Below are 24,596 nucleotides of genomic sequence, written 5' to 3' on the forward strand. Positions count from 1 at the left end.
TTTAAATTCTAAACACCCCAGTCTCGTAAGAGGTTGGGGTGTTTTTATTGGCGGGGAAAGAGAGAAATATAAATTAAAGATTGAGTTCTCTTAAAACTGCTGCATTAAACTCAGGAATATCATCCGGGCAACGTGAGCTAATAAGCGGTTATTTGGAACGGTGATTGATTGTATTTTACCTAGATTAATCTATCTATAGATAAAACTTTTTTGAATCTATTTAATTTATTGTATGTCTGAAAAAAAAGAAAAAATTAATCTACAATTATCAATTTTAATCTAAAGCTTGATCTATTTCTCTTTAATTTTTTTTACTCATTAATAAAGCATATTTACAGAAAATTAATAGTATGGTTACATTAGGCATATTTTTATAATGGAAAAAATCTTATTCCATAATGGGCTTTGATTGGGGATGTAAAGGAATGATGATGAACAAAAAACAACTTACACTCAAGTTGTCTGTGATCAGTATGGCAATTTTACTTGCAAGCTGTGGTGGTGGTGGTAGTAAAGGGTACTATAATAACCAAGGAGGTGATTCTTCTACTAACCCGACTAATCCTGGTACAGGCGAAGAGGTAAAAGCAGTTAATATTGGTTCACTTGAGTTATTAGATCAGAATAATATTCCAACAGTGGCAATAACAAGTGAAGGTGTGATTGCAAAAGTAAAAGTATCAGATCAATCAAACAATGGTATTTCAGGTGCTTTAGTCACTTTTTCTGCAACTGGAGGCGTGATACTAGGTAGTTCAAATGGTGCTGTTTTAACAAATGCAGATGGATATGCAATTATTTCTGTTCGTCCAGAAAATATTAATATAACGGGTGCTTATCAAATTTCAGCGTCTGCTGATTACAATGGTCTTACAGTAGCGGCATCGCCAAAAAACTTTTCTTTACAAGCCGCAAATATTATTTTAAGTGAGTTACAAGTAGCAGAAAATAATCTGGAGGTTGGTGGTACAACGAATGTTACTTTGAGATCACTAAATGCTACGACCCTTTCACCACAGAATAATGTAAGTGTAACTTTTGATGCAACTTGCGGTACATTTGAACCAGCTACAGTAGTTTCTTCTAATCAAGGGAATATTGTGACTTCTTATAAAGCGATTGCAGCTAATGGTGAACTTTGTGAAAGCTCGCAAACAATTGGTGTTAGTGGACAGAATATCCTACGTTTAGAAATACCTGTACAGATTGCGCAAATTAAGCCTGACTCATTAGTTTATACAACGACTAGTCCTGTTAATCTGGGTATTAAGAGTAGTGGCTCTGCTGCATCTGGACAAATTGAATTTACGCTTTATGCAAATGGTTCTCCTGCAAAAGATAAAGAAGTTGAACTTAAAATCATTGATGCCCCAATAGATTTAGAATTCGTGTCATTAGGGAATCGCGCTTCTAAAATTGTAAAAAGTGATTCTTCAGGCAAAGTACGTGTGAATTTGTACCCAGGCAATATCCCTGGTCCAGTAGAGATTCAAGCAACGTTAGTATCTGATAAAAATGTTTTTGTTCGATCTAAAGATGTTTCTGTTTCAAGTGGGCGAGTTACTCAAAATGGGTTAAGTCTGTCATTAACAAAGCAAGCTTTACGAACAGATATTGATGGTGATGTTTCGACAATTGTAGCCCGTATGGCGGATCGTCTGGGTAATCCAGTACCAGATGGTACGGTAATTAGCTTTGTTTCAGAAGGTGGGCGAATTGAACCGAGTTGTGCTTCAGTTAGAGGAGAGTGTTCGGTTAGATTAATTACTCAAAATCCTAGACCTTTAAACAATCGTGTTACCGTATTAGCCTATGTGGAAGGCGATAAAGATTATATTGATGTCAATGGCGATCAGCTATACACAGAAGGTGTTGACCAACTAACCCATAATATTGGTAGTCTCTTCCGCGATGATAATGAAGATAATATTCATAATGTGGGTGAGTTTATTTATACGAAAGCATCAGGTGCTTTAGCTTGTGCAGCTTCATCAATTTCACAACCTAATGTTCCAAACACTTGTAATAATGGTTTGAGTGCCATTTTACGTCAGCAGCTTTTGTTTGCTTTTTCTCATGATACACCTACCTATGTTTGGGGTAGTGGTATTGAACAAGATACTGGACGAATTTTATCTGGAAATGGAAGTTTTAAGTTTCAGATTTTCGGTAATACTCAAAAAACTGTACCAATGCCATCAGGAACAGGAGTATCCGTTACTGTAAAAGATAACACTGAAAATAATAGTTCATGTGAAGCTGACATTATTAGTGGTTCTTTACCAGTACCAAATACAATGCCATTATTTACGCCAAATACATTCGGCAGTGTTGGCAATGAAGTTGTTAGTTATACGGTTCGCTTGTTAAAATGTGCAGCAGGAGATGATGTGAAAATAGCAACGAATGTTCCTGGAGGTAAATCTCAAACTATTTTCTTAGAAATTAAATAAAGTATTATTCTAGTTTAAACCAGCTTAAGAATAATTAAGCTGGTTTTTTTTAAGTTTATTTATTGATTTTAGATGTCAATCATCCAACAAATCCATTTGTTTCGCTAATTGGTATAAATTGTTTGAGCGATTACCAGTTCGACAAAACATTAAAATAGGTTTTGGTAGTTCGTTGTAGTGATTTGCAAAAGTACGAACATCTAATTCGCTAATTTGACCTGCAACGACAGGTTGATAGACATAATCTAGCCCCGCATTACGTGCAGACTCCTCGATTTGAGCACTCGTCGGTTGTTCAGGACCGCCTTCCATATCAGGGCGATTATTAATAATAGATTTGAAACCTTTCTCAACCACTTGCTCGACGTGCTCTGGCCCGATTTGACCTGCAAAACCAATATTCTCTGACATCTTGTCACTCCAAAAACAAACAAAACATTTTATGCTCTATCATAGCATTAAGCTTAATGTTGAGTTTAAATGTCTATAGTAAATAAACGATGAACCTAAAAAAGATAACGTAATGGAGCGCGCATGCACACCTACACTGTTGAGCCGTTGTATGTTCCAAGTGGTGATGAAACGATCGCTGCTGATTTTTATCTTCCTAAGACAAATATTAAACCTGCTGTAATTTTAATGGCACATGGCTTTGCAGGATTGCGTCAATTTAAATTAGTGCAATATGCACAACGTTTTGCTCAAGCGGGTTATGCCGTCATTCTATTCGACTATCGTTTTTGGGGGGGGAGTACGGGAAAACCACGAGAATTGGTTTCCTTAACTGCTCAATTAGATGATTGGAAAACCATGATTCAACATGCATCTAACTGTAAGTTGATCGATAGCCGACGGATTATTCTTTGGGGAACATCCTTGAGTGGTGGTTATGCACTGAGTTTGGCAAGTGATCTCAAAAACATCCAAGCAGTGATGGTACAGGTGCCCTATGTGGATGGTGCAGAGACGGCCAAGCATTACCCACTTCAGCGCTACCCTGAGGCTTTAAAGCGTTCCAGTCAGGACTACATGGGGTCTAAGATGGGGTTGGTACCTAAGACTCTACCTGTTGTTGATCAATATAGACTGTGTTTCTTACCGACATCGGATAGTTATTATGGTTATCATTCGATTATAAATCCTGACTATTACTGGAGTGGTGAAGTCCCAGCACGGGTATTTTTCAATTTGATGCGTTATCGCCCAATTCAGTTCGTACGTAAGATTAATATTCCTGTTTTATTTATTGCAGCGAAGCATGATACATTGATTCCGATTGAGTCGAGTCGTGAAGCCGCAACCAATATTGCTCCTTTTGTGAGCTATCATGAGTGGGATATGAAGCATTTTGATGTTTATCACGGTGCTTGGTTTGAAAAAGCCGTTACAACCCAATTAGAATTTTTACATCAACATATTGGAGTGATGTAAATGATGATCGTCTGTGCATCTTGTGGTGCAAAAAATCGTGTTCCTGAAGAAAAATTAGCTGTTCACCCCAATTGTGGCCAATGTCATCAGGCATTGTTACCTCTATCCCCAATTGAATTAAATGAACAAAATTTTAGTCACTTTATTAGTAATACCGATTTACCGGTTTTGATTGATTTATGGGCTGAGTGGTGTGGTCCATGTAAGATGATGGCGCCACATTTTGCTCAAGTTGCTAAGCAGAATCCATATGTGATCTTTGCGAAGATTGATACTGAGGCAAATCCACGCTTAAGTGCTGCATTTAATGTCCGAAGTATTCCGACCTTGGTCTTGATGAATAAAACCACCGAGTTAGCAAGAATCAGCGGTGCATTGCGTACACCTGAATTACAGCAATGGTTAGATCAGCAATTACAGCAACATTAAGAGAATAATTATGACGGAACGCTTGAATCATCCAGAAGGTATTTTATCACTGCAAAATATTGCGATGCCAGCAGATACCAACTGGAGTGGTGATGTTTTTGGCGGATGGATTGTCTCCCAAATGGATTTAGCGGGTGCGATTCATGTTGAACGTCTGAGTAAAGGTCGTTGTGCCACGATCGCGATTAATCAGATGACTTTTTTGGTTCCAGTCAAAGTCGGAAATGTAATTAGCTGCTACACCAAAATTCTGAAAATCGGAAATAGTTCAGTGCAGGTACAAATTGAAGTTTGGAATAGTCACGATGACTCTCGTGACCCTGTGCGAATTACGGAAGGGGTCTTTACATTTGTTGCTGTTGATGTGAATGGCAATAAACGTGTGATCGCTGATGAGGTTAAACAAGCTTATTTAGCGAACTTGTAAAATATAACGCAAACGGATATGAGCTTGATTATGTATGCTCTATCCTTTTTGTTTTATTTCATATTGGCATTTGGAGTGTAGATCATGGCTGAAGATCTCGTTTTGCAACAAGGTCCTAAAGCTGAACAATATCAAAATCTAATGCCGCAGATTCAAGCAATTGTTGAGGGTGAATCTGATGTGATCGCCAATCTCTCGAATATTTGTGCAGCATTAAAACAGCAATTTGATTGGCTATGGATTGGCTTTTATCTTGTGAAAGACGATGAATTGGTGTTAGGACCCTTTCAAGGGCCGATTGCTTGTACACGTATTGCAAAAGGCCGTGGTGTCTGTGGAACCGCATGGCAACAACAGCAAGTGATGATTGTGTCCGATGTAGATCAATTCCCTGGACATATCGCATGTAGTTCGGCTTCTAAGTCTGAGATTGTATTGCCGATTATGAAAAATGGTGTGTGTCTCGGGGTTTTAGATATTGATAGTGATGAACTGGATCAATTTGATGACGTCGATGCGGCGTATCTTCAGCAGCTAATTTTAATCATTGAAAAGTTCATTTAGGGCAGGACACTGCAAAAATAAAGCCCAAATCATTTGGGCTTTATTTTATCATTCAAAAAATTATTTTTTGCGTTTTGGCAGCCAAGCCCAAAGCATTTGACATTGGATTGGTTGATTGCCAGCATCATCAATGACATTGACAGGAATCAATAACTCGCCTTTTTCATTTTCAGCAATAAACTTTTGTTGATCGGCTGATAATGTTGCTGTCGCTGTTAAGCCACCCTGAGCAACTTTTAAATAATCGACATGTAAAGATTTGATCAACAAAATGCGACTATCTGGAATATGTAGACCAGTTAAAAACCCCGTTGCTGTTTCAGCCAATAGTGCCATTGCTGCGGCATGAACACCTTTAATATGGTTTTGCATATTACGTTGGTTTTCAATACGCACAGTCACATGGTCTTTATCCACTTCTAAATAGCGGATATTGGCTGTCCCCACCATTGGAACAACGCGACCAAAAGCTTTGCTCCATAATGTGCTACGGATGCCTTTAGGAAACTTAGACGTGGTCTTAACCAGCGTATAAAGACGGTTATCTTTTGCCATAGTGAACCTATTGCTTAGTCTTTGAAATTATTAAATTGGAGTGGCAGACCAAATTGTTGTTCACGTAAAAAGTTCATGACTTGTTGCAAAGTATCGCGTTTTTTATCCGTGACACGAATTTTGTCGCCTTGGATAGAAGATTGCGCTTTGATGCCGCTTTCTTTAATGGCTTTATTAATTTTTTTTGCGGTATCTGAGTCAAGTCCATCTTTAAGCTTGACGACTTGAACCACATTTTTACCAGATGCCGTGGCTTTTTGAGGATCTAATGCTTGTACGTCAATCTTGCGTTTATAAAAATGGTTTTCGAGCATGCTATACACTTGTTCACATTGGAAATCACTTTCAGTTGAGATTTTGATTTCCTTATTTTTTTCATTTAGCTCAATAGAAACATCCTGTCCGCGGAAGTCAAAACGTGTCGCAATCTCTTTTTGAGTGTTTTGTACGGCATGATTGACTTCAAATAACTCTAATTCAGAAACAATATCAAAAGAAGGCATAGTTAGACCTTTACAAAGGGAAAGAATATTTGAGATGCTAAGGGGGTTTTCTTCATTTGCCAAGTGTTGTTTACATCAAAGGAGTGCGCAATGATCCGTAAACAAGAAATTACAACATTTGAGTTCCCAAAAGACGCTGTCATTTGGGATGTCCGAGATACCAAAGCGTATACAGAGGCTCATGTCAAAGGGGCAGTAAATCGCCCAATTGCTGAATTATCTGCGGATAGTTTGACTCAGGTTGCAGCGGATCAGCCGATTTATATTCTATGCGGGGGTGGCAGTAAAGCACCTCGAGCAGCAGAACTTTTAGAAGGTATTGATGGTTCTCGTGAATATGTTGTCTTGATGGGTGGCACACGTGCAGCACGTGATGCAGGCTTAGCTTTAGAGCAAGGTGCTTAATCGCTAAGAAAATTTGCCAAAATACTTCGGTATTTTGGCAAATTTAAAAAAATAAGAATCTGATTAAAATAATTTTTCTTAAAACGATGGTTTAGCCAGAATAATAAGGTTTTTTTACTTTAACTTTCTTTTGGAAACGTTGAGGATTGAGTTTATCTAATAAGCTTTGTGGAATTGGACAAAGCTCACCTAAAACCAATGCAGCTAATACTTCACTGCACAGCGGCGCAAACAAGAAACCTTTAGAACCTAAACCTGCAAAGGTATAGCACTCATTTGTATTTTGCATTTTGCCGACTAAAGGGAAGTAATCTAAGCTTTGTGCGCGCACAGATGCTCGACCTTGCCATGAGTCTGTCGATGGGAGCTGTTGCGCGTATTCGGGAAAGACACTGTGGATAAGTTCATGGTTATGCACATGGTCTTCTGGTAATACTTCGGTATCGTCTCGATTTGGATAAAATGAAGCGCCTAAGATCAGTTGAGTTGCATCAAGCTGCATACAATAACCCCCATAGCTGTAAGCTTGATCAAGCGGAAGCGGTTGATTGCTGTTATTTACCCAACTGACTTGTCCACGAATCGGTTTCAGTATCGGATAGTTTTTAAACAGTTCTGCACTTTGCTTGGCACAACAGACAATCACATGATCAGCCGTTGTAAGTCGTTCTTGATCTTGCCATAGCTCAGTTTGCTTTTCTACTTGCTTTAAATCTGAGATCTTGGCTTTTTTTACCGTGATATTGGGATGTTGCAAAATCTCATCACGAAGTTGATGCGGGGAAACTGCGCCTGCTTGTCGTAACTTTAAACTGGAAAACGCTGTTTCAGGTTTGATCTGATTCGAACAGTGAGCAGATAAAACATGATCAGGGTATTGTTCAACCAATCCTAAAAGCTCATCTGGATTTTTTAAAGCAATTTGTTGAACCTGAATCGGTCTAAACGCTTTAAAACGTGGATAAAAAATTAAAGCATGTTGCCAGCTCAAAGTCATCAAGTGATCATGCGCTTGTTCAATTGGACATAGCTTTGGGTTGAGTAATGCCAGAGGGTTGCCTGATGCCCCTGAGAGTGGCTCATTTTGCTCGTAGATCGTGACTTGATGCCCGCGTTGAGCAAATGCCCATGCACTACTTAAACCCGCGATCCCTGCGCCAATGATGGCGATGTTTCGCTGCTTTGTTATTGTTTTGGATTCCGGCTGTTGTTGCGTTACCACATTTTCTTCGGCATTTCGCGATGCTATTTCAGGTGGTGCAGCAGCATCAAGCCAAATGGCTTTAAGCATTTCTCGTTTATGACCAAAACCACGTGGGCGACTGATTTGAATACCATGCTGTTTGAGTCCACGTTTCAGTACACCTGCAACGCTAAATGATGCAAAGGTTGTACCCAAGTCAGATAAACGAACAATATGATTGAGTACATTTTCTTGCCACATATCTGGATTACACGAAGGGGCAAAGCCATCCAGAAACCAAGCATTTACAGCTTGGGTTTTAGGAATACTTGGAAAAATATCTTGTGCATCGCCTAGCCACAAATCGAGACTAAAGCGCTCTTCAGGAAAATCAAGACGATGACAGCCAGCAATTGGTAAAGGGTATTGTTCTAATAGTTTTTCGGCCAGCGGTTGTAGCTCAGTCCAAACGTTAAGGGCACGGATGAGATCGGCTTTGCTAAGCGGAAACTTTTCTACGCTGATGGCATGTAAATGGCTGTGGTTATCAGGACGAACTTGTCGCCAAAGTTGCCATAACGCTAAAATATTTAAGCCTGTACCAAAGCCTGTTTCGCCAACGCAAAAATATTGATAATCGTTGAGGTGGGAAAGACGCTCAGTGAGATCATTGCCATTTAAAAAGACATGGCGTGTTTCTAATAAGCCATTGTCTTTGGAAAAGTAGACATCGCCAAATTGTTTAGAAATGGGAACTTCAATACCATCGATGAGTTCCCAGTCTAATGCGGCTGTTTGTAGTTTTGATGACTCAGACATAAATAAGTGTGTTGCGGTTTACCACTGACGACGGCGTTTAGTATAAACATAACTTGCGATAAAAAAGCCAAGAATGACACCGACCGCAATGGTCATCGCACCGTAGAGGAACATTTGTGCACTACGTTCACTTTGCAATACTTGGACTTGCACAATTAAACTGTCATTTTTTAACTGTAATTCTTGGTTTTGAGTCAGTGCTTCAAGATTGGCATTTTCAAGTTGCTTTAAACGACTGGCTTGATCTTGAATGAGCGCCTTATTTTTTGCTTCTTGTTGCTGTTTGGCTTTGGCAATTTGTTCTGCTGTCAACGGTTTGGTTACTGCGCTTGCAGTGGTTTGAACCGTTGATGATTCAACAGCCCAAACACTAGAAGTGAGTAAACAAAGAGCAAATAAGCTTTGGAATGCAATACGCATGGTTTACCCTTTTGGAAACGCTTTGTTAAAAGGTTTTACATCAATCTTGGCGTAAATCCCTTCTTTTAAAAAAGGTTCTTCTTCAATCCACGCATCAAGTGCTTCTCGACTATCAAACTCGACAATGATGGTGCTGCCAATAAAACCAGCTTGTAGGTCATCAGGGTCTTTGGGGTGCGCACCAGCGGCAATTAAACGCCCTTCATCATCCAGTTTCTGTAGACGTGCTACATGTTGTGGACGAGTCGCTAGACGTTTCTCCAAAGTACCTTCACGATCAGTACAAGTTAGTACAAAATAGGGCATAGCAGTTGCTCAATGATTCAGAATTTAGTCTGTGGTTTTAAAACGTTTTCTTAAGCAAAAGAGTATAACAGCAAGGTAACTGAGCGACACGATAATATCGCCAAAAGCGGTGAATTCTCCCCAATATTTTCCTTGTAAGAACATAAAACCAAAGAAGAAATGCAAAGCCGCCAATAAAAAGAACTGACCACACCACGCCCAGTTCAAGCGTATCCATTCTTTTTTGTTTAACTCTAATACTGAACCGAGCATTTTTTGAATAATTGGCATTCGTTCTTTATTAAATAATGGCGTAACCAAAAAGCCAATGCCGATACCGACATTGATAATGACCGCTTTCATTTTGATATAGGTGACGTCGCTGAAAACCAAGGTGATCCCACCAAAAATAACCGACATGACCACGATAAACCATTGCATCTTTTCCAGTTTAAATTTTTGGAAAATGAACAAACAGCCGTAAACCACCAGTGTGGAAATGAGTAAGGCACAGGTTGCAACAAGAATATGATTTTGATCCGTATTTCCAGCACTACCCACTAACTCTAATAATGGGTGATGATTATCTTTCGGGTCGGTAGTTTTATAAAAATAAAAGAAGATAATAATCGGAAGATAGTCGAGCAACGCTTTCATGTTACAGTACGGCAATGAAATAGGTCAGATAGCATAATACAAACCATGATCGGTGTCGATTTACATACCCATAGCCTTATCTCAGATGGTACTTTGTCTCCAGAGCAACTGGTGCAGGCTGCCGTGGATGTAAAAATTCATACTTTGGCTTTAACCGATCATGACACCATGGATGGCTTGGCGCAGGCTCGAATGTATGCTCAAGACCATGATATTCAGATTGTTTCGGGTGTTGAAGTTTCTAGTCAATGGGCGAGAGAAAATACCAAAAAGAGTTATGGTGTACATATTGTTGCGTTAAATATGCAAGACGAAACACCGATAAAGATCATGCTCGAGAAGCAGAAAAAAATACGCGCTGAGCGAGCAAAGGCGATCTGTTGTTTATTAGAGAAATGTATCAATTTTGATATTTACCCAGATGTGGTCGCCAAAGTAGATGGTCATGCGGATCGAGTGACTCGAACCCATATTGCAAAAACACTGGTCGAAAAGAATATCGTGAGTCGCCCACAGCAAGCATTTGATCGTTTTCTAAAAGAAGGCAAGAAGGCTTTTGTGAAATTTGATGGGGTGGGTTTAAAAGAAACCATTGAGGTGATTCATGCCAGCCAAGGCTTTGCCGTTCTGGCACATCCGACACGCTATGATTTATCAGCGACCAATATTCGCTATTTGATCGAATTGTTTGCTGGATTTGGCGGCGATGCAGTTGAATTACCCTCACATAGCGAGCCACTTTCTACTCGGCAAATGGTGGATCGAATGATTCAACAGTTTGGTTTAGGTGTTTCTATTGGCAGTGATTTTCATGGTGACAATATGCCTTGGGTCAAGCTTGGACACACGCCGAAAGTAAATGAAGGGCAGAGGGGCATTTGGGAAAGTTTTAGATAAATTTTTAAAGCAAATTGTGCTTATATGATGGGTAATGGTTCTGAAAATAGTCCAGTAAGTATTCTAAAAATAATTGAACTTTGGGTGGGATTAAATTTCTATTCGGAAAAACAGCATAAATCGAAGTGGGTTCAACTGGGTACTGAGCGAGAACTTGAACAAGTTTTTCTGCTTTTAAGTCATCACTGACATGCCAAATCGAATGATTGGATATGCCTAAGCCAGATAAAGATGCTTGTCGAACGCCTTCACCTGAATTCGTTGTGAAATAACCAGCCACTTGGATTTGTTGCAGCTCTCCCATTTTTGTTATGAAATTCCAATGATCAGTTAAGCCATGTTCATGTTGTTGCAAAATACAACGATGTAATTTGAGATCTGACAACGTCTGTGGCCGACCATATTTTTCTAAATATGCGGGTGACGCACAGAGTAAACGAGGATTTGATGTCAGTGCTTTGGCAATCAATGTTGAACTTTTTAATTTTCCAATGCGTATTGCTAAATCCATCCCATATTGAATCAGATCAATATTTTGGTCATTCAAATCTAAGTGGATTTTCAGTTCAGGATGTAATAATGAAAATTCAGTGATCACTGCCATTAGAATTTTTGTGCCAAATGTGGCAGAGGTCGTGATTCTAAGCGTACCAGAGAGGCATTTGTCTTGAACTTTTAGTGAAGCCTGTAGGCTTGAAAACTCATGAAGCCAAAGTCGGCCATGTTCAAGCATGGTTTTTCCTTCTTCGGTCAGACTCAGTTTACGAGTGGTACGATGCAATAAACGGAGTTGTAGATTTTGTTCTAATCGTTGAATTCGCTGACTGGCCACAGAAACAGAAATATTGGCTTCTTGAGCAGCTCTGCTGATTGAACCTAAATCAGCAACTCGAATAAAAAATTGGAAATCTTCTGTATTCATTATTAATAAAACCAGAAAAGTATTTCTTGATTATCGTGGTTTTTTAAAAAATCTCATAGCGCTATTGTGATCTCAAGCGAATAAAATTTGATGAGAGAGGCGTAGGATGAAATATCATTTCTTAGGAAATTCGGGTTTAAAGGTATCCGAACTTGGATTTGGTGCAGGAACATTAGGTGGGAAAGGTCAGATTTTTTCAGCGTGGGGACAAGCCGATCAGGTAGAAGCCAATAGCATGATCCGACTTTGTCTAGATGCTGGTATTAACTACTTTGATACTGCGGATGTTTATTCTGATGGTGAGTCTGAGCGAATGTTGGGTCGGGCACTCACCTCAGAGCGAAAACATAATATTATTTCAACCAAGGTGGGAATTCGAAGTACCGATCAACTCAATGATGCAGGTTTTAGCCGAAATTATTTGCAACATGCAGTGGAACAATCATTGACGCGATTAGGAACAGATTATATTGATGTATTGCAACTGCATCAGTTTGATAGCTTTACCTCCTTACACCAATTGATGAAAACCCTCGATGAACTGGTGCGGAGTGGTAAGGTGCGTTATATCGGAGTGTCAAATTTCTCTGGTTGGCAACTCATGAAAGCTCAAGCGATTGCTGAACAATATGGTTATGAAAAATTTGTGGTAAATCAGGTCTATTATTCATTAGTTGGGCGTGATTATGAGTGGGAACTGATGCCTTTAAATGATGACCAACACATTGGAGCTGTGGTTTGGAGTCCTTTAGGTTGGGGACGTCTAACGGGTAAATTTGATCGGGAGCATCCGATTCCTGCTGAGAGTCGTTTGCATGATACGGCGCAGTTTGCTCCCCCAGTGAATGAAGCGCTGCTCTATAGTGTGATTGATGTATTAAGGGAAATCGCAGATGAAACAGGCCATTCGATTCCACAGATTGCATTAAATTGGTTATTGCAACGCCCAACGGTGTCCAGTGTACTGATAGGTGCTCGAAATGAAACACAGCTACGAGATAATTTAAAAGCTAAAGATATTCAATTGACGCAGGAACAGATGGATAGACTCGATCAGGTGAGTGCTATTTATCCACCTTATCCGTATTATCCTTATTGGAATGGACAATTTACTGAGCGCTTTAAATCTTTGGTTTCATCCCATTTTATTTAGTAGAGCATGACTGAGTTCAGGATTAGAATGTAGCCCCCATTGCATCTTCGCGAAGGGGGCGATTTATTTTTTATAATAAATTATGATCATGTGCCTGAATCGGTGGAGGTGTCGGTCGACCCAGTGTACCGAGTAACTCAATTTCTATGTTTCGAACCATGGCATCAAGCGGTAGATCGTTACTTTGCGTGCCAAAAGGCTCTTCGATTTCGCTACTCAATGCATCTAAGCCTAAAAAGGTATAAGCCAAAATGCCAACCAAAAGTGGCGTTACCAGCCCCAGTAAAGAACCTAAGCTAAAGGGTAACATCACACAGAAGAAATACACTGTACGATTGAGCAGTACTGAATATGCAAAAGGAATCGGGGTATTGGCAATACGATCACAGCCTGTTTGCATTTCACTTAACGCGACAACATGCTGGTTCATTTGCGTGTAAATAATATCTGAGATTTCACCATCTTTAAGTGCTTGTAAAAGCTCCCACTGAATCAGGCTCAGCGTGTATTGAGGTGCATTATGTTGTTGATAAAGCTGTGTAAGCGCTTGTTGGCTTAAGCCGCTGGTCTCAGTCAATTCTGTTGGATTTGCAGTTTGGTGGCGTAAGCGGTCACGTAGGACATTCGCAAATACAATTACATTTTGAATGACTCGTTCACGTCGGGCTTGGGTTAAAACGCGACAATCGCGATCAAAATGTCGTGCTGTGGCAATCAGAACACCCCATAGTTTACGTGCTTCCCACCAACGCTCATAACAGGCGCTGTTCTTAAAGCCTAAGAAAATGGAAAGCACAACACCGATCAAGGTGAAGCCAACTAAAGGAATCTCGGGGAAACGAAATAATTGTATATATTCAATGCCGCCAATGATGGCAGAGATGAGCATAACAAATCCGAGAGAAGGTAAAATTTTGGGTAAAATCGTCCCACGCCATGAGAATAAAACTTTAAAAATACTCGGCTGGTCACGAACAATCATGTTATTTGGATCATTAATTTTATCTGTTGATGTTCAGGCTTGCTTCAGCCTTTGTCAAGACGAGATTGTTTGATTTTAATAGGGTTGAGTAGTTGTTGTTCAGAAAATGAAAAATAGCCATCTGATGCAATAATAAAGTGATCAATGAGGTTAATTTCAAGTAATTTACACGCTTGCTTGAGTTGCTGTGTCAGGTAAATATCTTCTTGAGAAGGTTGAGCGATACCATAGGGATGATTATGGGCAACCACGATTTGGCATGCTTGCTGTTGTAAGGCATAACGTAAGGTTTGATTCAATGAAACACTACATGAATGTTGCGAGCCAAAAAATAATTTTTTGAAATGTAATTTTCTTAACTCCGCATCTAAACACAGCACCGCAAATACTTCCTGTTTTTCACCTTGCAGTTCATAACGTAAATAATCAAGTACCAGGTTTGAGTGATCTAAACAAAGTCTTTGTTGATGAAAATGATTATTCAGATAACGCCGTCCAAGCTCTTTGACTGCCATAAGCTGTGCATATTTGGTTGAGGCGATGCCATTAAACTGGGATAAGTCTTCAAGTGAAGCATCAAAAATTGGGTTTAAGCCGCCAAAATGTTGTATCAAAATACGAGATAATTCGACTGCAGAATGTTGCTTCGAGCCTGAGCGCAGAAAAATGGCCAACAGTTCTGCATCGGATAAACTCTGTGCCCCTTGAAGTAATAAGCGTTCTCTTGGTCGTTCTTGTTCAGGCCATGCTTTGATGGACTGTTTAATCGATTGATTCATTGTTCAGTTCACTTTGATTTTATTGTGTTTATGACTTTTTTAAAAACCCATCACTTGGGTCTGGTCGTATTTAATGCTATTGTGAGCGCCACTGCAACAGTAAGGTATCCTGTTTGTGAGCTTCGATCTAAGTGTTATTCCCCACAAAAACATTATATTAGCGGTCACGGGTGGCATTGCAGCCTATAAAAGTGCCATTTTAGTACGTCGTTTAAAAGACTTTGGTTTTGATGTCCGCGTGGTCATGACACATGGCGCACAAGCTTTTATTACGCCTTTGACCTTCCAAGCACTTTCTGGAAATCCAGTTCATACTGAATTGTTAAATCCAGAGGCCGAAGCTGGTATGGGACATATCGAGTTGGCGCGTTGGGCTGATTTGATTTTAGTTGCACCTGCAAGCTGTGACAGTATTGCCAAGTTTGCCAATGGTTTGGCCGATGATCTGCTCAGTACCTTGTATTTAGCCACCAAAGCGCCTGTTTGGGTTGCACCAGCCATGAATCAACAAATGTGGGCTGCAAAAGCGACTCAGCGTAATTTGCAAACCTTGGTTGAAGATGGGGTGCATGTGATTATGCCTGACGTAGGTGAGCAAGCGTGTGGTGATGTTGGTTTGGGGCGTATGCCTGAGCCGGAAGATTTAGCCCGTCAAGTTGCAGCTTACTTTCATAAAGCACAACGTGCGATCGCAGAGAAATTTGGTTTATTGGCTGGCAAACGCGTCACGATTACGGCAGGTCCAACCCGTGAAGCAATTGATCCTGTCCGTTATATTTCAAACCACAGCACAGGTAAAATGGGCTTTGCGCTCGCAGCCGCTTGCTATGCAGCAGGTGCGAAAGTCACCTTGGTCGCAGGTCCTGTGAGTTTAGATACCCCCAATGGTGTGCAACGAATTAATGTCAGTTCTGCTATGCAAATGTTAGATGTCAGTATGAATCAACTGAAAGACGGGTGTGACATTTTTATCGCTACCGCTGCCGTTGCTGACTATCGTGTGGCGCAAGTGGCAGAACATAAAATTAAGAAAGCAGGCGATGAACTTGCGGTTGCCTTAGTGAAAAATCCAGATATTGTGGCGACCATCGCGCAGCAGCAAGAACGTCCATTTATGGTCGGCTTTGCGGCCGAAACGCAAAATGTTGAAGAATATGCTGCGGGTAAATTGGTTGCGAAGAAGCTGGATATGATTGCGTGTAATGACGTCTCTCGTCCTGATATTGGTTTTGCTTCTGATGAAAATGCCATGACGGTATTCTTTGCTCAGTCTTATCACATGAAAAAACGTGAATTAGAGAAAGCCTCTAAACAGGAAATTTCGCAGCAATTGGTTGAATCGATTGCCGATGCATTACGTCGCCGTTTGTAATTTATCATTGTTAGCATCTTTCGGATTTTCTTCTTACTGCAAGCTTGTTAATGTGGAGAAATAGCAATAAGAGGGCAGACAGATGCAACAGCAACGGAATTATGATCGTATTGCTCAAGCGATTGCCTATATACAGCAAAACTTCCAGCAACAGCCGCAACTTGATGAAGTCGCGGCTCATATTCATCTAAGCCCAGCCCATTTTCAGCGTTTATTCAGTGAATGGGTGGGAACCAGTCCGAAAAAGTTTCTGCAATATATCAGTGTGGAATATGCCAAAAATATTTTAAAGCAACAGGGCAGTATCTTTGATGCAACTTTTGCAACAGGGCTTTCCAGCACCAGTCGGTTGCATGATCTCTTTATTCAAATCGAAGGTATGACACCAGCCGAATATAAACATGGAGGGCAGAACTTAAGCATCCATTATCAGTTTGCAGAGACACTTTTTGGCGAGGTGCTGATCGCCTCAACGCATAAAGGGATTTGTGCGCTCACCTTTGTGCAACATCAAGCCGATGCGCTAGAACAATTAAAATCTCAATTTCCCCAAGCCATTTTTAAACAGCAAGCTGATCAGTTTCAGCAAAGTGCTTTAGTTCTTTTTCAAAAAGATCAGCGTCGATTGGCTGATATTAAATTGCATTTGAAAGGCACAGACTTCCAATTGAAAGTTTGGCAAAGTTTGCTCAAAATCCCAATGGGGCAACTTTCCACTTATGGCGAATTGGCCAAAGCGATTGAACATCCCAAAGCAGCGCGAGCAGTGGGTACCGCAATCGGCAATAATCCTGTGGCTTTTTTGATTCCTTGTCATCGGGTGATTCAGTCCACTGGAGCGTTTGGTGGCTATGAATGGGGAGCAACCCGAAAAATGGCAATGATTGGTTGGGAGGGAGTGAGAGCGCATGCAACTGTTTGATATCGAAGCTGATCCCAATCATAACCATTTACCTTATGATGGCACGGTACAGTATTATGGCAAAGTTGTTGAAGGTTTGAGTGCGGATGATTATTTTGAAAAGCTGATGCACAACATCGCATGGCAAAATGATCAGGCCATCATTTTTGGTCGGCAGATCACCACCAAAAGAAAAGTAGCGTGGTACGGCGATCAAGCGTTTGAATATACTTATTCCAATATCAACAAATATGCTTTGCCTTGGACATCTGAGCTGATTGAACTAAAAGCATTAGTCGAACAATTAACAGGTGAAACATTCAATTCTTGTCTACTCAATCTTTACCATACAGGTGAAGAGGGAATGGCATGGCACAGCGATGCGGAAACAGATCTTAAAAAAGAAGGTGCGATTGCATCGTTAAGCTTTGGTGCAGAAAGAAAGTTCGCTTTTAAACATAAGCAGACTAAGGAAAAAGTAGAGTTGTATTTAGAGCATGGTAGTCTGTTGGTCATGAAAGATACCACGCAACATTATTGGTGGCATCGTTTGCCGCCGACCAAAAAAGTGAGTACGGCACGCGTCAATCTGACCTTTAGAACGATTATTAACTAACATTAAAAAAGGACTGAAAAATCAGTCCTTTTTTATATCGAAGCAATCGTTATAACGATTATGCTTGACCTTGTGCAGCACCTTCAGTTTGTAGGCGTTGCATATTTGCTTCAAACTCAGCATCAAAGTTGATTGGCGTAAGTAGCAATTGTGGGAAGCTACCTTTCGTCACTAAATCATTCACTGATTCACGTAAGAACGGGAATAGGATATTTGGGCAGTAAGCACCTAAGATGTATGGAAGACGATCTTCTTCTACACCATCAATCAAGAAGATACCTGATTGAGTAATATCAACGATGAACGCAGTTTCATTTTCGTTATTTGCTTGAACCACAACTTTTAAAGACACTTCATAGTGTGTTGGATCAATTTTTTCTGCGGCAGAAGATAAGTTGATATTCAGTTCTGGTTGCCATTGTTTGGTGAAGACGTGTGCACCAGGAACTTCAAATGAAATATCTTTTGTGTAAATACGTTCTAACGCGAGTTGTGGTTGAACTTGTTCTTCGCTCATCGTTTTTCCTTAAATTATGGAACTGTTGTTAATTAAGCCAATAATGGATCGAGTTTTCCTTCACGCTCTAAGGCATAAAGTTGATCAAAACCGCCAATAAACTGGTCGTTGATAAAAATTTGAGGCACTGTACGGTGATTGGTACGTTGCATTAACTCAATACGAACCTCAGGTGCTTCATTAGAAAGATTAATTTCTTTATAAGCAACACCTTTGCGCTCAAGCAATTGTTTGGCGCGTACGCAATATGGGCAAGAAAGTGTTGAATAAATAGTGACATTGGATGTCATTTCATCTCTCCTTAAGCTTTGGTTTTACTTTTGACTAAAGGTAAGCCTTGAGCTTTCCAGTTGCTAATGCCGCCGTCTAAGCGGTAGCTGTCAGCATGCCCCACTTTTTGTAATGCAGTGCCGGCCACTTGTCCTAAGTTACATATAAAAACCAATGGACGGTCACTTGCTTTGAGTTCATCAAGGTGGCTTGTGATCTGGCTATATGAAATGTTACGGCTACCACTGATGTGGCCTTCACGGAAATCTTTCGCATCACGTAAGTCGATCAAGATCGCATTTTTCGCTTTGACCAAAATACCGAGAGATTGAGGTGAAATTTTACGACCATTGCGTTGTCCTTCTAAAACAAAGAACAATACGATGAGTACCGCAAGCGTACCAAATAAGAAGGGGTGATTCCCCATAAACTCAAACCAACGTTCCACAAGTCACCTAAAGTTAAAATCAAAACTGCCACTGAGTATAACTTATCTGTATGGTGATCAAAAATTTTAGTTCAAGGGCTCATTTGAATTTATGCTAATTTTTTTGCTGTGCTTCTTGAATCTCATCCAACAGTCGTAAATAACTGTCTAAACGACGCGGTAAAATTTCCCCTGCAACAACTGCTTGTTTCAAAGCACAATTTTTCTCATGAGTATGGGTGCAATTACGGAACTGGCAAAGTCCTAAATGTGCCTCAATCTCAGGAAAACCCGTACGTACTTTTTCTAAGCTTAAATGCCACAGCCCAAACTCACGAATTCCCGGTGAGTCGATCAATGCGCCGTTTGTTCCAAATTTAATCAAACGGGTTGAAGTGGTGGTATGTTGTCCCAGTGCAGAGTTTTCAGAAATGATATTGGTTTTTTGCGCAGCGTCAGGAACGATGGTATTAATCAGTGAGCTTTTGCCGACACCTGACTGCCCAACGAAAGCGACCGTTTCATTGTCTATGCGAGCTGAAAGCGCAGATAAATCACCATATGAGTGGCAGATAAGCGTTTCATAGCCCAAAGTCTCATATTCACTTAACAGGGTCAGAATCGGATCATTTTCTTTGAGTAAGTCGGATTTGTTTAGCACCAATAAGGCGGGAATATTGGCATCGGCACAAGCCACGAGATAGCGATCAATCAGTGTTGGCGCAGGTTCTGGTAACGGTGAAAATACAATCACAATCAGGCTGATATTGGCAGCAACGGGTTTTACTTTGTGATAACGATCTGGACGTGTCAATAATGACTGTCTTGGATAGATCGCCGTGATAATACCAAGGCCTGTATTGGGATCCGCTTGCCACTTTACACGATCACCTGTGACCAATAATTCGAGGTTGGTACGAGTATGGCAGCGCCACACACTATCCAGTTCAATCGATTTCCAAAATGGTGCAGGCTCACCTGCGTTCACTTGTGGGGATTCTGGGTGCTGTTCAGGCACAGATAAAGCTTGTACTTCGAGTTGACGACCATAATGTTGAACAACCAATCCATCAAGGTCTTGCGACGTATCAATGTCGTCTTGACGCGATTTGTGTTGTTTTTCAATACGACGTTGCTGCTGGTCAGTTAAACGACGCTTACGAATTAAAGCCATTCATATCCCAAAAATCCACATGTATAAGACCGCAAAAATAGCATGAAGTGATGAGAGAGTTACAGTCAAGTTCGCATTAATTTGCTACTATTGATGTTTTTCACACCTATTAGAAATATTATCCATGAGCAGCACCCCTGATACACGATTAATCTGGATTGACCTCGAAATGACGGGTTTAGATACGGATAATGACCAGATTATTGAAATTGCAACAATTATTACAGATGATCATTTAAATATTTTGGCTGAAGGCCCTGTGTTAGCGATCCATCAATCAGATCGCTTGCTCAACGCAATGGATGAGTGGAATACCAAACAGCATGGTCAATCGGGGCTGATTGAACGTGTGCGTCGCAGTAAACTGACTGCTGAGGATGCGGAGCAGCAAACCTTAGAATTTTTAATGAAATGGGTTAATGCAAAGACTTCACCGATGTGCGGTAATTCTATTTGCCAAGATCGCCGTTTCCTACACCGTTTAATGCCAGAGTTGGAACAATTTTTCCATTATCGTAATTTAGATGTCTCTTCAGTGAAAGAACTGGCTAAACGCTGGAGACCTGAAATTATGAGTGGTTTAAAGAAAAATGCATCACATCTAGCGATGGATGATATTCGTGATTCGATTGCAGAATTGAAATATTATCGTGAATACTTTTTTATTATGAATAAATAAGCTTTCTCGAAGAATTTAAATAAAGGGGCGAAAGCCTCTTTTTTTATCGAACGTAAAAAAATATTTGGGGGCGATGCTAAAATCGCTTAAACTCACATTTTATTTTCGTTAACTATAAAAAGAGAGCAGACATGCAAAGCGATAATCCTATTTTGACCCGAGTTGAAACCTATAGTGATTTGGCCGAGCCGATGACGATCCAAGGGGCTATTCAGAAATCAGTCCTGTTAACTGTGATCGCAGCAACGCTTGGGATCGGACTGTTTTTATATTGTGCCTTCACTGCTAATTTTTCAATTGCTTATGCTGCAACCATCGTAGGGATTGTTGGCAGCCTTATTCTTGGGTTGATCACAACTTTTAAACCGAATACTGCACCTGTATTGGCGATTCCCTTTGCTTTATTTGAAGGCGCATTTTTAGGTGGTGTTTCTTTCATTTTCCAAGTGAAATTTCCAGGTGTACCGTTACAAGCATTACTGGCGACCTTTGTCACCACATTGGTATTATTTGCCTTGTATAAGTTCCAAGTGATTCGTGCAACTGAGAAGTTTAAAGCAGTTGTGATTTCAGCTTCGATTGCGATTGCTTTGGTTTTTGTGGTGCAGATCTTTTTAAGTTTGGCATTGGGTTCTAGCATTCCTTATCTGTTTGAAAGTAATTGGTTAGGCATTGGTTTTGCGGCTTTTGTCGCGGTGATTGCATCGTTGAACCTGATCTTGGATTTTGATTTGATTGAACGTGCCACGGCGCAGGGCGCACCTAAAACATTTGAGTGGGTGTGTGGTATTGCGTTATTGGCGACTTTGGTCTGGATGTATTACTCATTTATGCGTTTATTGAGCCTGATCCAAAAGTAATGAGCCTGTATTAAGTCAGTAAAAATACCAAACGCCTTCAATTGAGGGCGTTTTTTTATGCAAGATTGTAAAAAAGATGCATTATGCAATTTCGGAAAATGCTGAATATTGGCATTATGGGTGAAAATTTTTCGAGTGAGAATAAGATGTCACAAGGACTTTTAACTGGTAAGCGTTTTTTAATCGCAGGTGTTGCAAGTAAGTTGTCGATTGCTTATGGCATTGCGGCAGCTTTACACCGTGAAGGTGCAGAGCTGGCGTTTACTTATCCAAATGATAAGCTGAAAAAACGTGTTGATGATTTTGCCGCACAATTTGGTTCAGACTTGGTTTTCCCTTGTGATGTTGCTGTTGACGCAGAAATTGACAATACCTTTATTGAGTTAGCAAAACATTGGGATGGTTTGGATGGTGTAGTGCATTCAATTGGTTTCGCACCAGCACATACATTAGATGGTGATTTTACAGACGTGACAGACCGTGACGGTTTTAAAATTGCGCATGACATCAGTGCTTATAGCTTTGTTGCGATGGCTCGTGCAGCAAAGCCATTATTACAAGCGCGTCAAGGTTGCTTATTGACCTTAACTTATCAAGGTTCTGAGCGTGTGATGCCGAATTACAACGTGATGGGTATGGCGAAAGCATCTTTAGAAGCAGGTGTTCGTTATCTAGCATCTAGCTTGGGTGCTGATGGTATTCGTGTGAATGCAATTTCTGCTGGTCCAATCCGTACTTTGGCGGCATCTGGTATTAAGTCTTTCCGTAAAATGCTCGATGCGAATGAAAAGATTGCACCTTTAAAACGTAATGTGACCATTGAAGAAGTGGGCAATGCTGCATTATTCCTTTGCTCACCGTGGGCTTCGGGTATTACTGGTGAAATCATGTATGTTGATGGTGGTTTCAATACTGTAGGTATGAGCCAGTCAATGATGGATGATGAATAATTAGATTAATCTAATTTATTTGATAAAGCCGCTTTAATAGCGGCTTTGTTTTTTTAGAGTTTGTGAGTTTTAAAACTATATTTAATTATTAGTTGTCAATTTTTATTCTGTCTTCACAGACCATATCATCTAGCTCCGCCGATGTGCTGTATAAGCCCTTATGAGTTCCATCAATAATTGAATTCAAGGATTCTCTTAACTCTTTATATCTTATGTTCGCTTCAAAATCTGCTGATGTTAAATGAGTGAAAAGGTTATAGGGCTTATCTTTAGTTGGTGCTTCGTTGAGGTAGAAACCTTCAAAATCTGGGTTATGAACAACTGTTTTAACTCGTCCATTTGTTGCATCAGCTAATTTCCTAATATTTATATTAATTGTCCACATAGAGTTAGTAGTTCCATCTTTCCTGAGTTTTGTATCTAAATCATGAACCGCAATGGCGTTTGCATTGAATTGGTTAAATATCTTAATGAACGTTGGGATATTGGCTTTTCCTCGACAATTGATAACACAATAACTTCCCTCCATTCCACTTTTCTCTATTATGTACTGATAAGCTAAGTACTCGGTATCACCTTCAACCAATATAGCGTTAGGGTAAAAAAAGAATTCATTAACCGTCGGGCAGCAACGATTGAGCATCTTTAGATTGTCTCTTTCATCATTATCAAAATGCGCTTTATCTGTTTGAAAGTAAAAAACACCTTGTTGGTTATTAGAAACTTTAATCAGTGTCGTGTGATCTTGTGTAAGATCGATGAATACTGGTGAGTGAGTTGTACAGATAACTTGCCATCCATCTAGGTCTGCTAGTGCATAAATTGCTTTTCTAGCGGCTCTTATTATTGAGGGGTGGAGGTTTATTTCAGGCTCATCAATTAATAGTACTTTTGGCGTTTCATTTTGAATTGTTTTTGTGCCCTTTTTATACATTCCTTCGCTACATAAAGCATTTACAGCTGACCATAAAAAAGCCCTTTTTAATCCGGTTCCTTGATGCTCCAAGGATGAGGGGTGATTGCTAGTTTTAATAAAAAACTTACTCCCATCTTTAATGGCATCTTCTGCTTTGAATTTACCTACACCAGTCTCAAAACTGACAGTGGCACCCTGAAAAAGTTTATTTAACTCTAATTCTATTTTACTGTTTAATTGCCCTATACTCTCGGAAAGCTCTTCATCTACTTCTTTCGCAAGTTTTTCAATTTCTGCGACAATACTGGCAACTTTACTTTTATCGTCTTTTAATTTTTGAGCAGCATTCTTTGATGCCAAGTCCTTTACAACTTTTTCCAAAGCATCGTAGCCATCATTTGGATTTAATCTTATAGGGGTTGGTAGTCTACTCTGTAATAAAGTATTCCATCCACCTGCACCGCCTCTCTTCCAGTCATTGGTCTTATTACTAAAACTATATTTAACACCATTTTCATCAGGTGATTCCCAACGAATTTGAAATTTGGCACATTCACCAAATTCAGGATCATCTTGCAGATACCACTCCTGACCTAAACTTGCAATGTCATCCTGCGTAACATCATTAAATATACCGGTAATAATCACTGGAATATTTGAATTTCGCCCATAAAAGTGATCCAGACTTAATGAGTTTCCCATTGAAACGTAGGCTTCGTACGCATCTAAGATTGTCGACTTACAACTATTATTAGGACCAACTAAGACGACGATGTTATCAATTAGTATTTTAATTTCATCCTTAATGCCTTTAAAATTTGAGATCAGTAATGCAGATAATTTCATGGGAATATCCTTGTTTATTTTATTAGGCTTAATAATTATGCGATGAGACCTGTCACTCATTAGGAATGAAAATACAGAATAACCAATTAGATTTTCTATCTTATTTAGACCAACATATAAAACAGCTATATTTACGTCAACACAAAACTATGAATAACATCATTTCATAAGCTTTGATCTTATATTTAATTCGACAATGAGCGA

29 protein-coding genes are annotated in these 24,596 nt (G+C 39.9%); 14 read left to right on the forward strand and 15 right to left on the reverse strand.

The genetic code is table 11. From position 1 onward, the window contains the following. Positions 1-431 precede the first annotated feature (431 nt). Positions 432-2,453: a hypothetical protein gene (locus EAH57_RS13200; RefSeq protein WP_121930570.1), complete on the forward strand. Its 2,022-nt coding sequence runs from the start codon at positions 432-434 to the stop codon at positions 2,451-2,453. A 75-nt stretch (positions 2,454-2,528) separates the two neighbouring features. On the opposite strand, the gene EAH57_RS13205 is transcribed toward EAH57_RS13200, so the two are convergent. Beyond that, positions 2,529-2,864 (reverse strand): TIGR01244 family sulfur transferase, encoded by a 336-nt coding sequence (locus EAH57_RS13205; RefSeq protein ID WP_121930461.1) that lies wholly within the window; start codon positions 2,862-2,864, stop codon positions 2,529-2,531. Between the two features lie 123 nt (positions 2,865-2,987). Between EAH57_RS13205 and EAH57_RS13210 the strand changes: the two genes are divergently transcribed. The 4 genes from EAH57_RS13210 (at position 2,988) to EAH57_RS13225 (ending at position 5,304) form a co-directional block, all read left to right on the forward strand. After that, positions 2,988-3,884: an alpha/beta hydrolase gene (locus tag EAH57_RS13210; protein WP_121930462.1), complete on the forward strand. Its 897-nt coding sequence runs from the start codon at positions 2,988-2,990 to the stop codon at positions 3,882-3,884. Then, positions 3,885-4,313, forward strand: a complete 429-nt coding sequence (trxC, locus tag EAH57_RS13215) for a thioredoxin TrxC (protein ID WP_121930463.1) — start codon at positions 3,885-3,887, stop codon at positions 4,311-4,313. 10 nt (positions 4,314-4,323) lie between these two features. Beyond that, positions 4,324-4,740 (forward strand): acyl-CoA thioesterase, encoded by a 417-nt coding sequence (locus EAH57_RS13220; protein WP_121930464.1) that lies wholly within the window; start codon positions 4,324-4,326, stop codon positions 4,738-4,740. Positions 4,741-4,824: 84 nt separating this feature from the next. After that, on the forward strand, positions 4,825-5,304 hold the full coding sequence (locus tag EAH57_RS13225; RefSeq protein WP_121930465.1) for a GAF domain-containing protein: 480 nt from the start codon (positions 4,825-4,827) through the stop codon (positions 5,302-5,304). A gap of 60 nt (positions 5,305-5,364) precedes the next feature. Here the strand turns inward: EAH57_RS13225 and EAH57_RS13230 are convergent, their stop codons facing one another. Together EAH57_RS13230 and EAH57_RS13235 are read right to left on the reverse strand one after the other, a co-directional pair. Then, entirely contained in the window at positions 5,365-5,859 is a 495-nt protein-coding gene (locus tag EAH57_RS13230; protein ID WP_121930466.1) for a DUF4442 domain-containing protein, read from the reverse strand. 14 nt (positions 5,860-5,873) lie between these two features. Next, positions 5,874-6,362, reverse strand: coding sequence for a YajQ family cyclic di-GMP-binding protein (locus tag EAH57_RS13235; protein ID WP_004672646.1), 489 nt, complete (start codon positions 6,360-6,362; stop codon positions 5,874-5,876). Between the two features lie 90 nt (positions 6,363-6,452). Between EAH57_RS13235 and EAH57_RS13240 the strand changes: the two genes are divergently transcribed. Then, positions 6,453-6,767 carry a rhodanese-like domain-containing protein gene (locus EAH57_RS13240; protein ID WP_121930467.1) on the forward strand — a complete coding sequence of 105 codons (315 nt, stop codon included), beginning with the start codon at positions 6,453-6,455 and terminating at the stop codon, positions 6,765-6,767. A gap of 91 nt (positions 6,768-6,858) precedes the next feature. On the opposite strand, the gene mnmC is transcribed toward EAH57_RS13240, so the two are convergent. The 4 genes from mnmC to EAH57_RS13260 are packed head-to-tail and all read right to left on the reverse strand — an operon-like array spanning position 6,859 to position 10,131. After that, complete coding sequence (gene mnmC, locus EAH57_RS13245) at positions 6,859-8,769, reverse strand: FAD-dependent 5-carboxymethylaminomethyl-2-thiouridine(34) oxidoreductase MnmC (protein WP_121930468.1); 1,911 nt, start codon at positions 8,767-8,769, stop codon at positions 6,859-6,861. Between the two features lie 18 nt (positions 8,770-8,787). Further along, positions 8,788-9,189, reverse strand: coding sequence for a hypothetical protein (locus EAH57_RS13250; protein ID WP_004672649.1), 402 nt, complete (start codon positions 9,187-9,189; stop codon positions 8,788-8,790). A gap of 3 nt (positions 9,190-9,192) precedes the next feature. After that, positions 9,193-9,495, reverse strand: a complete 303-nt coding sequence (locus EAH57_RS13255; RefSeq protein WP_121930469.1) for a YciI family protein — start codon at positions 9,493-9,495, stop codon at positions 9,193-9,195. 24 nt (positions 9,496-9,519) lie between these two features. Further along, on the reverse strand, positions 9,520-10,131 hold the full coding sequence (locus tag EAH57_RS13260) for a septation protein IspZ (RefSeq protein WP_004672652.1): 612 nt from the start codon (positions 10,129-10,131) through the stop codon (positions 9,520-9,522). Positions 10,132-10,176: 45 nt separating this feature from the next. Between EAH57_RS13260 and EAH57_RS13265 the strand changes: the two genes are divergently transcribed. Then, on the forward strand, positions 10,177-11,028 hold the full coding sequence (locus EAH57_RS13265; RefSeq protein ID WP_121930470.1) for a PHP domain-containing protein: 852 nt from the start codon (positions 10,177-10,179) through the stop codon (positions 11,026-11,028). A 4-nt stretch (positions 11,029-11,032) separates the two neighbouring features. Here the strand turns inward: EAH57_RS13265 and EAH57_RS13270 are convergent, their stop codons facing one another. Further along, a complete protein-coding gene (locus EAH57_RS13270; RefSeq protein WP_121930471.1) occupies positions 11,033-11,950 on the reverse strand; it encodes a LysR family transcriptional regulator in 918 nt (305 codons plus the stop codon). Positions 11,951-12,056: 106 nt separating this feature from the next. Here EAH57_RS13270 and EAH57_RS13275 point away from each other — a divergent pair, with 106 nt between their 5' ends. After that, complete coding sequence (locus tag EAH57_RS13275) at positions 12,057-13,103, forward strand: aldo/keto reductase (RefSeq protein WP_121930472.1); 1,047 nt, start codon at positions 12,057-12,059, stop codon at positions 13,101-13,103. Between the two features lie 70 nt (positions 13,104-13,173). Here the strand turns inward: EAH57_RS13275 and EAH57_RS13280 are convergent, their stop codons facing one another. Together EAH57_RS13280 and radC are read right to left on the reverse strand one after the other, a co-directional pair. Then, positions 13,174-14,085, reverse strand: coding sequence for a bestrophin family protein (locus EAH57_RS13280; RefSeq protein WP_004672657.1), 912 nt, complete (start codon positions 14,083-14,085; stop codon positions 13,174-13,176). Positions 14,086-14,129: 44 nt separating this feature from the next. Next, complete coding sequence (gene radC / locus EAH57_RS13285; protein WP_004672658.1) at positions 14,130-14,864, reverse strand: RadC family protein; 735 nt, start codon at positions 14,862-14,864, stop codon at positions 14,130-14,132. Between the two features lie 115 nt (positions 14,865-14,979). Here radC and coaBC point away from each other — a divergent pair, with 115 nt between their 5' ends. From coaBC to EAH57_RS13300, 3 genes are all read left to right on the forward strand, one after another. Further along, complete coding sequence (gene coaBC, locus EAH57_RS13290) at positions 14,980-16,236, forward strand: bifunctional phosphopantothenoylcysteine decarboxylase/phosphopantothenate--cysteine ligase CoaBC (protein WP_121930473.1); 1,257 nt, start codon at positions 14,980-14,982, stop codon at positions 16,234-16,236. An 82-nt stretch (positions 16,237-16,318) separates the two neighbouring features. Then, the gene (locus EAH57_RS13295; RefSeq protein WP_121930474.1) at positions 16,319-17,158 is read left to right on the forward strand and encodes a methylated-DNA--[protein]-cysteine S-methyltransferase; all 840 of its coding nucleotides are present in this window, start codon (positions 16,319-16,321) and stop codon (positions 17,156-17,158) included. Then, the gene (locus tag EAH57_RS13300) at positions 17,145-17,753 is read left to right on the forward strand and encodes an alpha-ketoglutarate-dependent dioxygenase AlkB family protein (protein WP_005198651.1); all 609 of its coding nucleotides are present in this window, start codon (positions 17,145-17,147) and stop codon (positions 17,751-17,753) included. Before EAH57_RS13295 ends, EAH57_RS13300 begins: the two co-directional genes overlap by 14 nt. A gap of 58 nt (positions 17,754-17,811) precedes the next feature. Here the strand turns inward: EAH57_RS13300 and secB are convergent, their stop codons facing one another. From secB to rsgA, 4 genes are all read right to left on the reverse strand, one after another. After that, entirely contained in the window at positions 17,812-18,270 is a 459-nt protein-coding gene (gene secB, locus EAH57_RS13305) for a protein-export chaperone SecB (RefSeq protein ID WP_004672663.1), read from the reverse strand. 32 nt (positions 18,271-18,302) lie between these two features. Continuing rightward, on the reverse strand, positions 18,303-18,560 hold the full coding sequence (gene grxC, locus EAH57_RS13310; RefSeq protein WP_121930475.1) for a glutaredoxin 3: 258 nt from the start codon (positions 18,558-18,560) through the stop codon (positions 18,303-18,305). An 11-nt stretch (positions 18,561-18,571) separates the two neighbouring features. Then, positions 18,572-18,988 (reverse strand): rhodanese-like domain-containing protein, encoded by a 417-nt coding sequence (locus EAH57_RS13315; RefSeq protein ID WP_004672665.1) that lies wholly within the window; start codon positions 18,986-18,988, stop codon positions 18,572-18,574. Between the two features lie 94 nt (positions 18,989-19,082). Then, positions 19,083-20,141 carry a ribosome small subunit-dependent GTPase A gene (gene rsgA / locus EAH57_RS13320; protein WP_121930476.1) on the reverse strand — a complete coding sequence of 353 codons (1,059 nt, stop codon included), beginning with the start codon at positions 20,139-20,141 and terminating at the stop codon, positions 19,083-19,085. Positions 20,142-20,265: 124 nt separating this feature from the next. Between rsgA and orn the strand changes: the two genes are divergently transcribed. The 3 genes from orn to EAH57_RS13335 all read left to right on the forward strand — a co-directional run bounded on the left by orn (position 20,266) and on the right by EAH57_RS13335 (position 22,630). Next, positions 20,266-20,820 (forward strand): oligoribonuclease, encoded by a 555-nt coding sequence (orn, locus tag EAH57_RS13325; RefSeq protein WP_004672669.1) that lies wholly within the window; start codon positions 20,266-20,268, stop codon positions 20,818-20,820. Between the two features lie 131 nt (positions 20,821-20,951). After that, positions 20,952-21,680 carry a Bax inhibitor-1/YccA family membrane protein gene (locus tag EAH57_RS13330; RefSeq protein WP_005198644.1) on the forward strand — a complete coding sequence of 243 codons (729 nt, stop codon included), beginning with the start codon at positions 20,952-20,954 and terminating at the stop codon, positions 21,678-21,680. A 146-nt stretch (positions 21,681-21,826) separates the two neighbouring features. Beyond that, positions 21,827-22,630 (forward strand): enoyl-ACP reductase FabI, encoded by an 804-nt coding sequence (locus EAH57_RS13335; protein WP_034595711.1) that lies wholly within the window; start codon positions 21,827-21,829, stop codon positions 22,628-22,630. Between the two features lie 88 nt (positions 22,631-22,718). Here the strand turns inward: EAH57_RS13335 and EAH57_RS13340 are convergent, their stop codons facing one another. Next, a complete protein-coding gene (locus EAH57_RS13340) occupies positions 22,719-24,392 on the reverse strand; it encodes an ATP-dependent nuclease (RefSeq protein WP_121930477.1) in 1,674 nt (557 codons plus the stop codon). Between the last annotated feature and the right edge of the window lie 204 nt (positions 24,393-24,596).

It is taken from the genome of Acinetobacter sp. 2JN-4, assembly GCF_003687745.1.
Taxonomy (GTDB): Bacteria; Pseudomonadota; Gammaproteobacteria; order Pseudomonadales; family Moraxellaceae; genus Acinetobacter; species Acinetobacter halotolerans.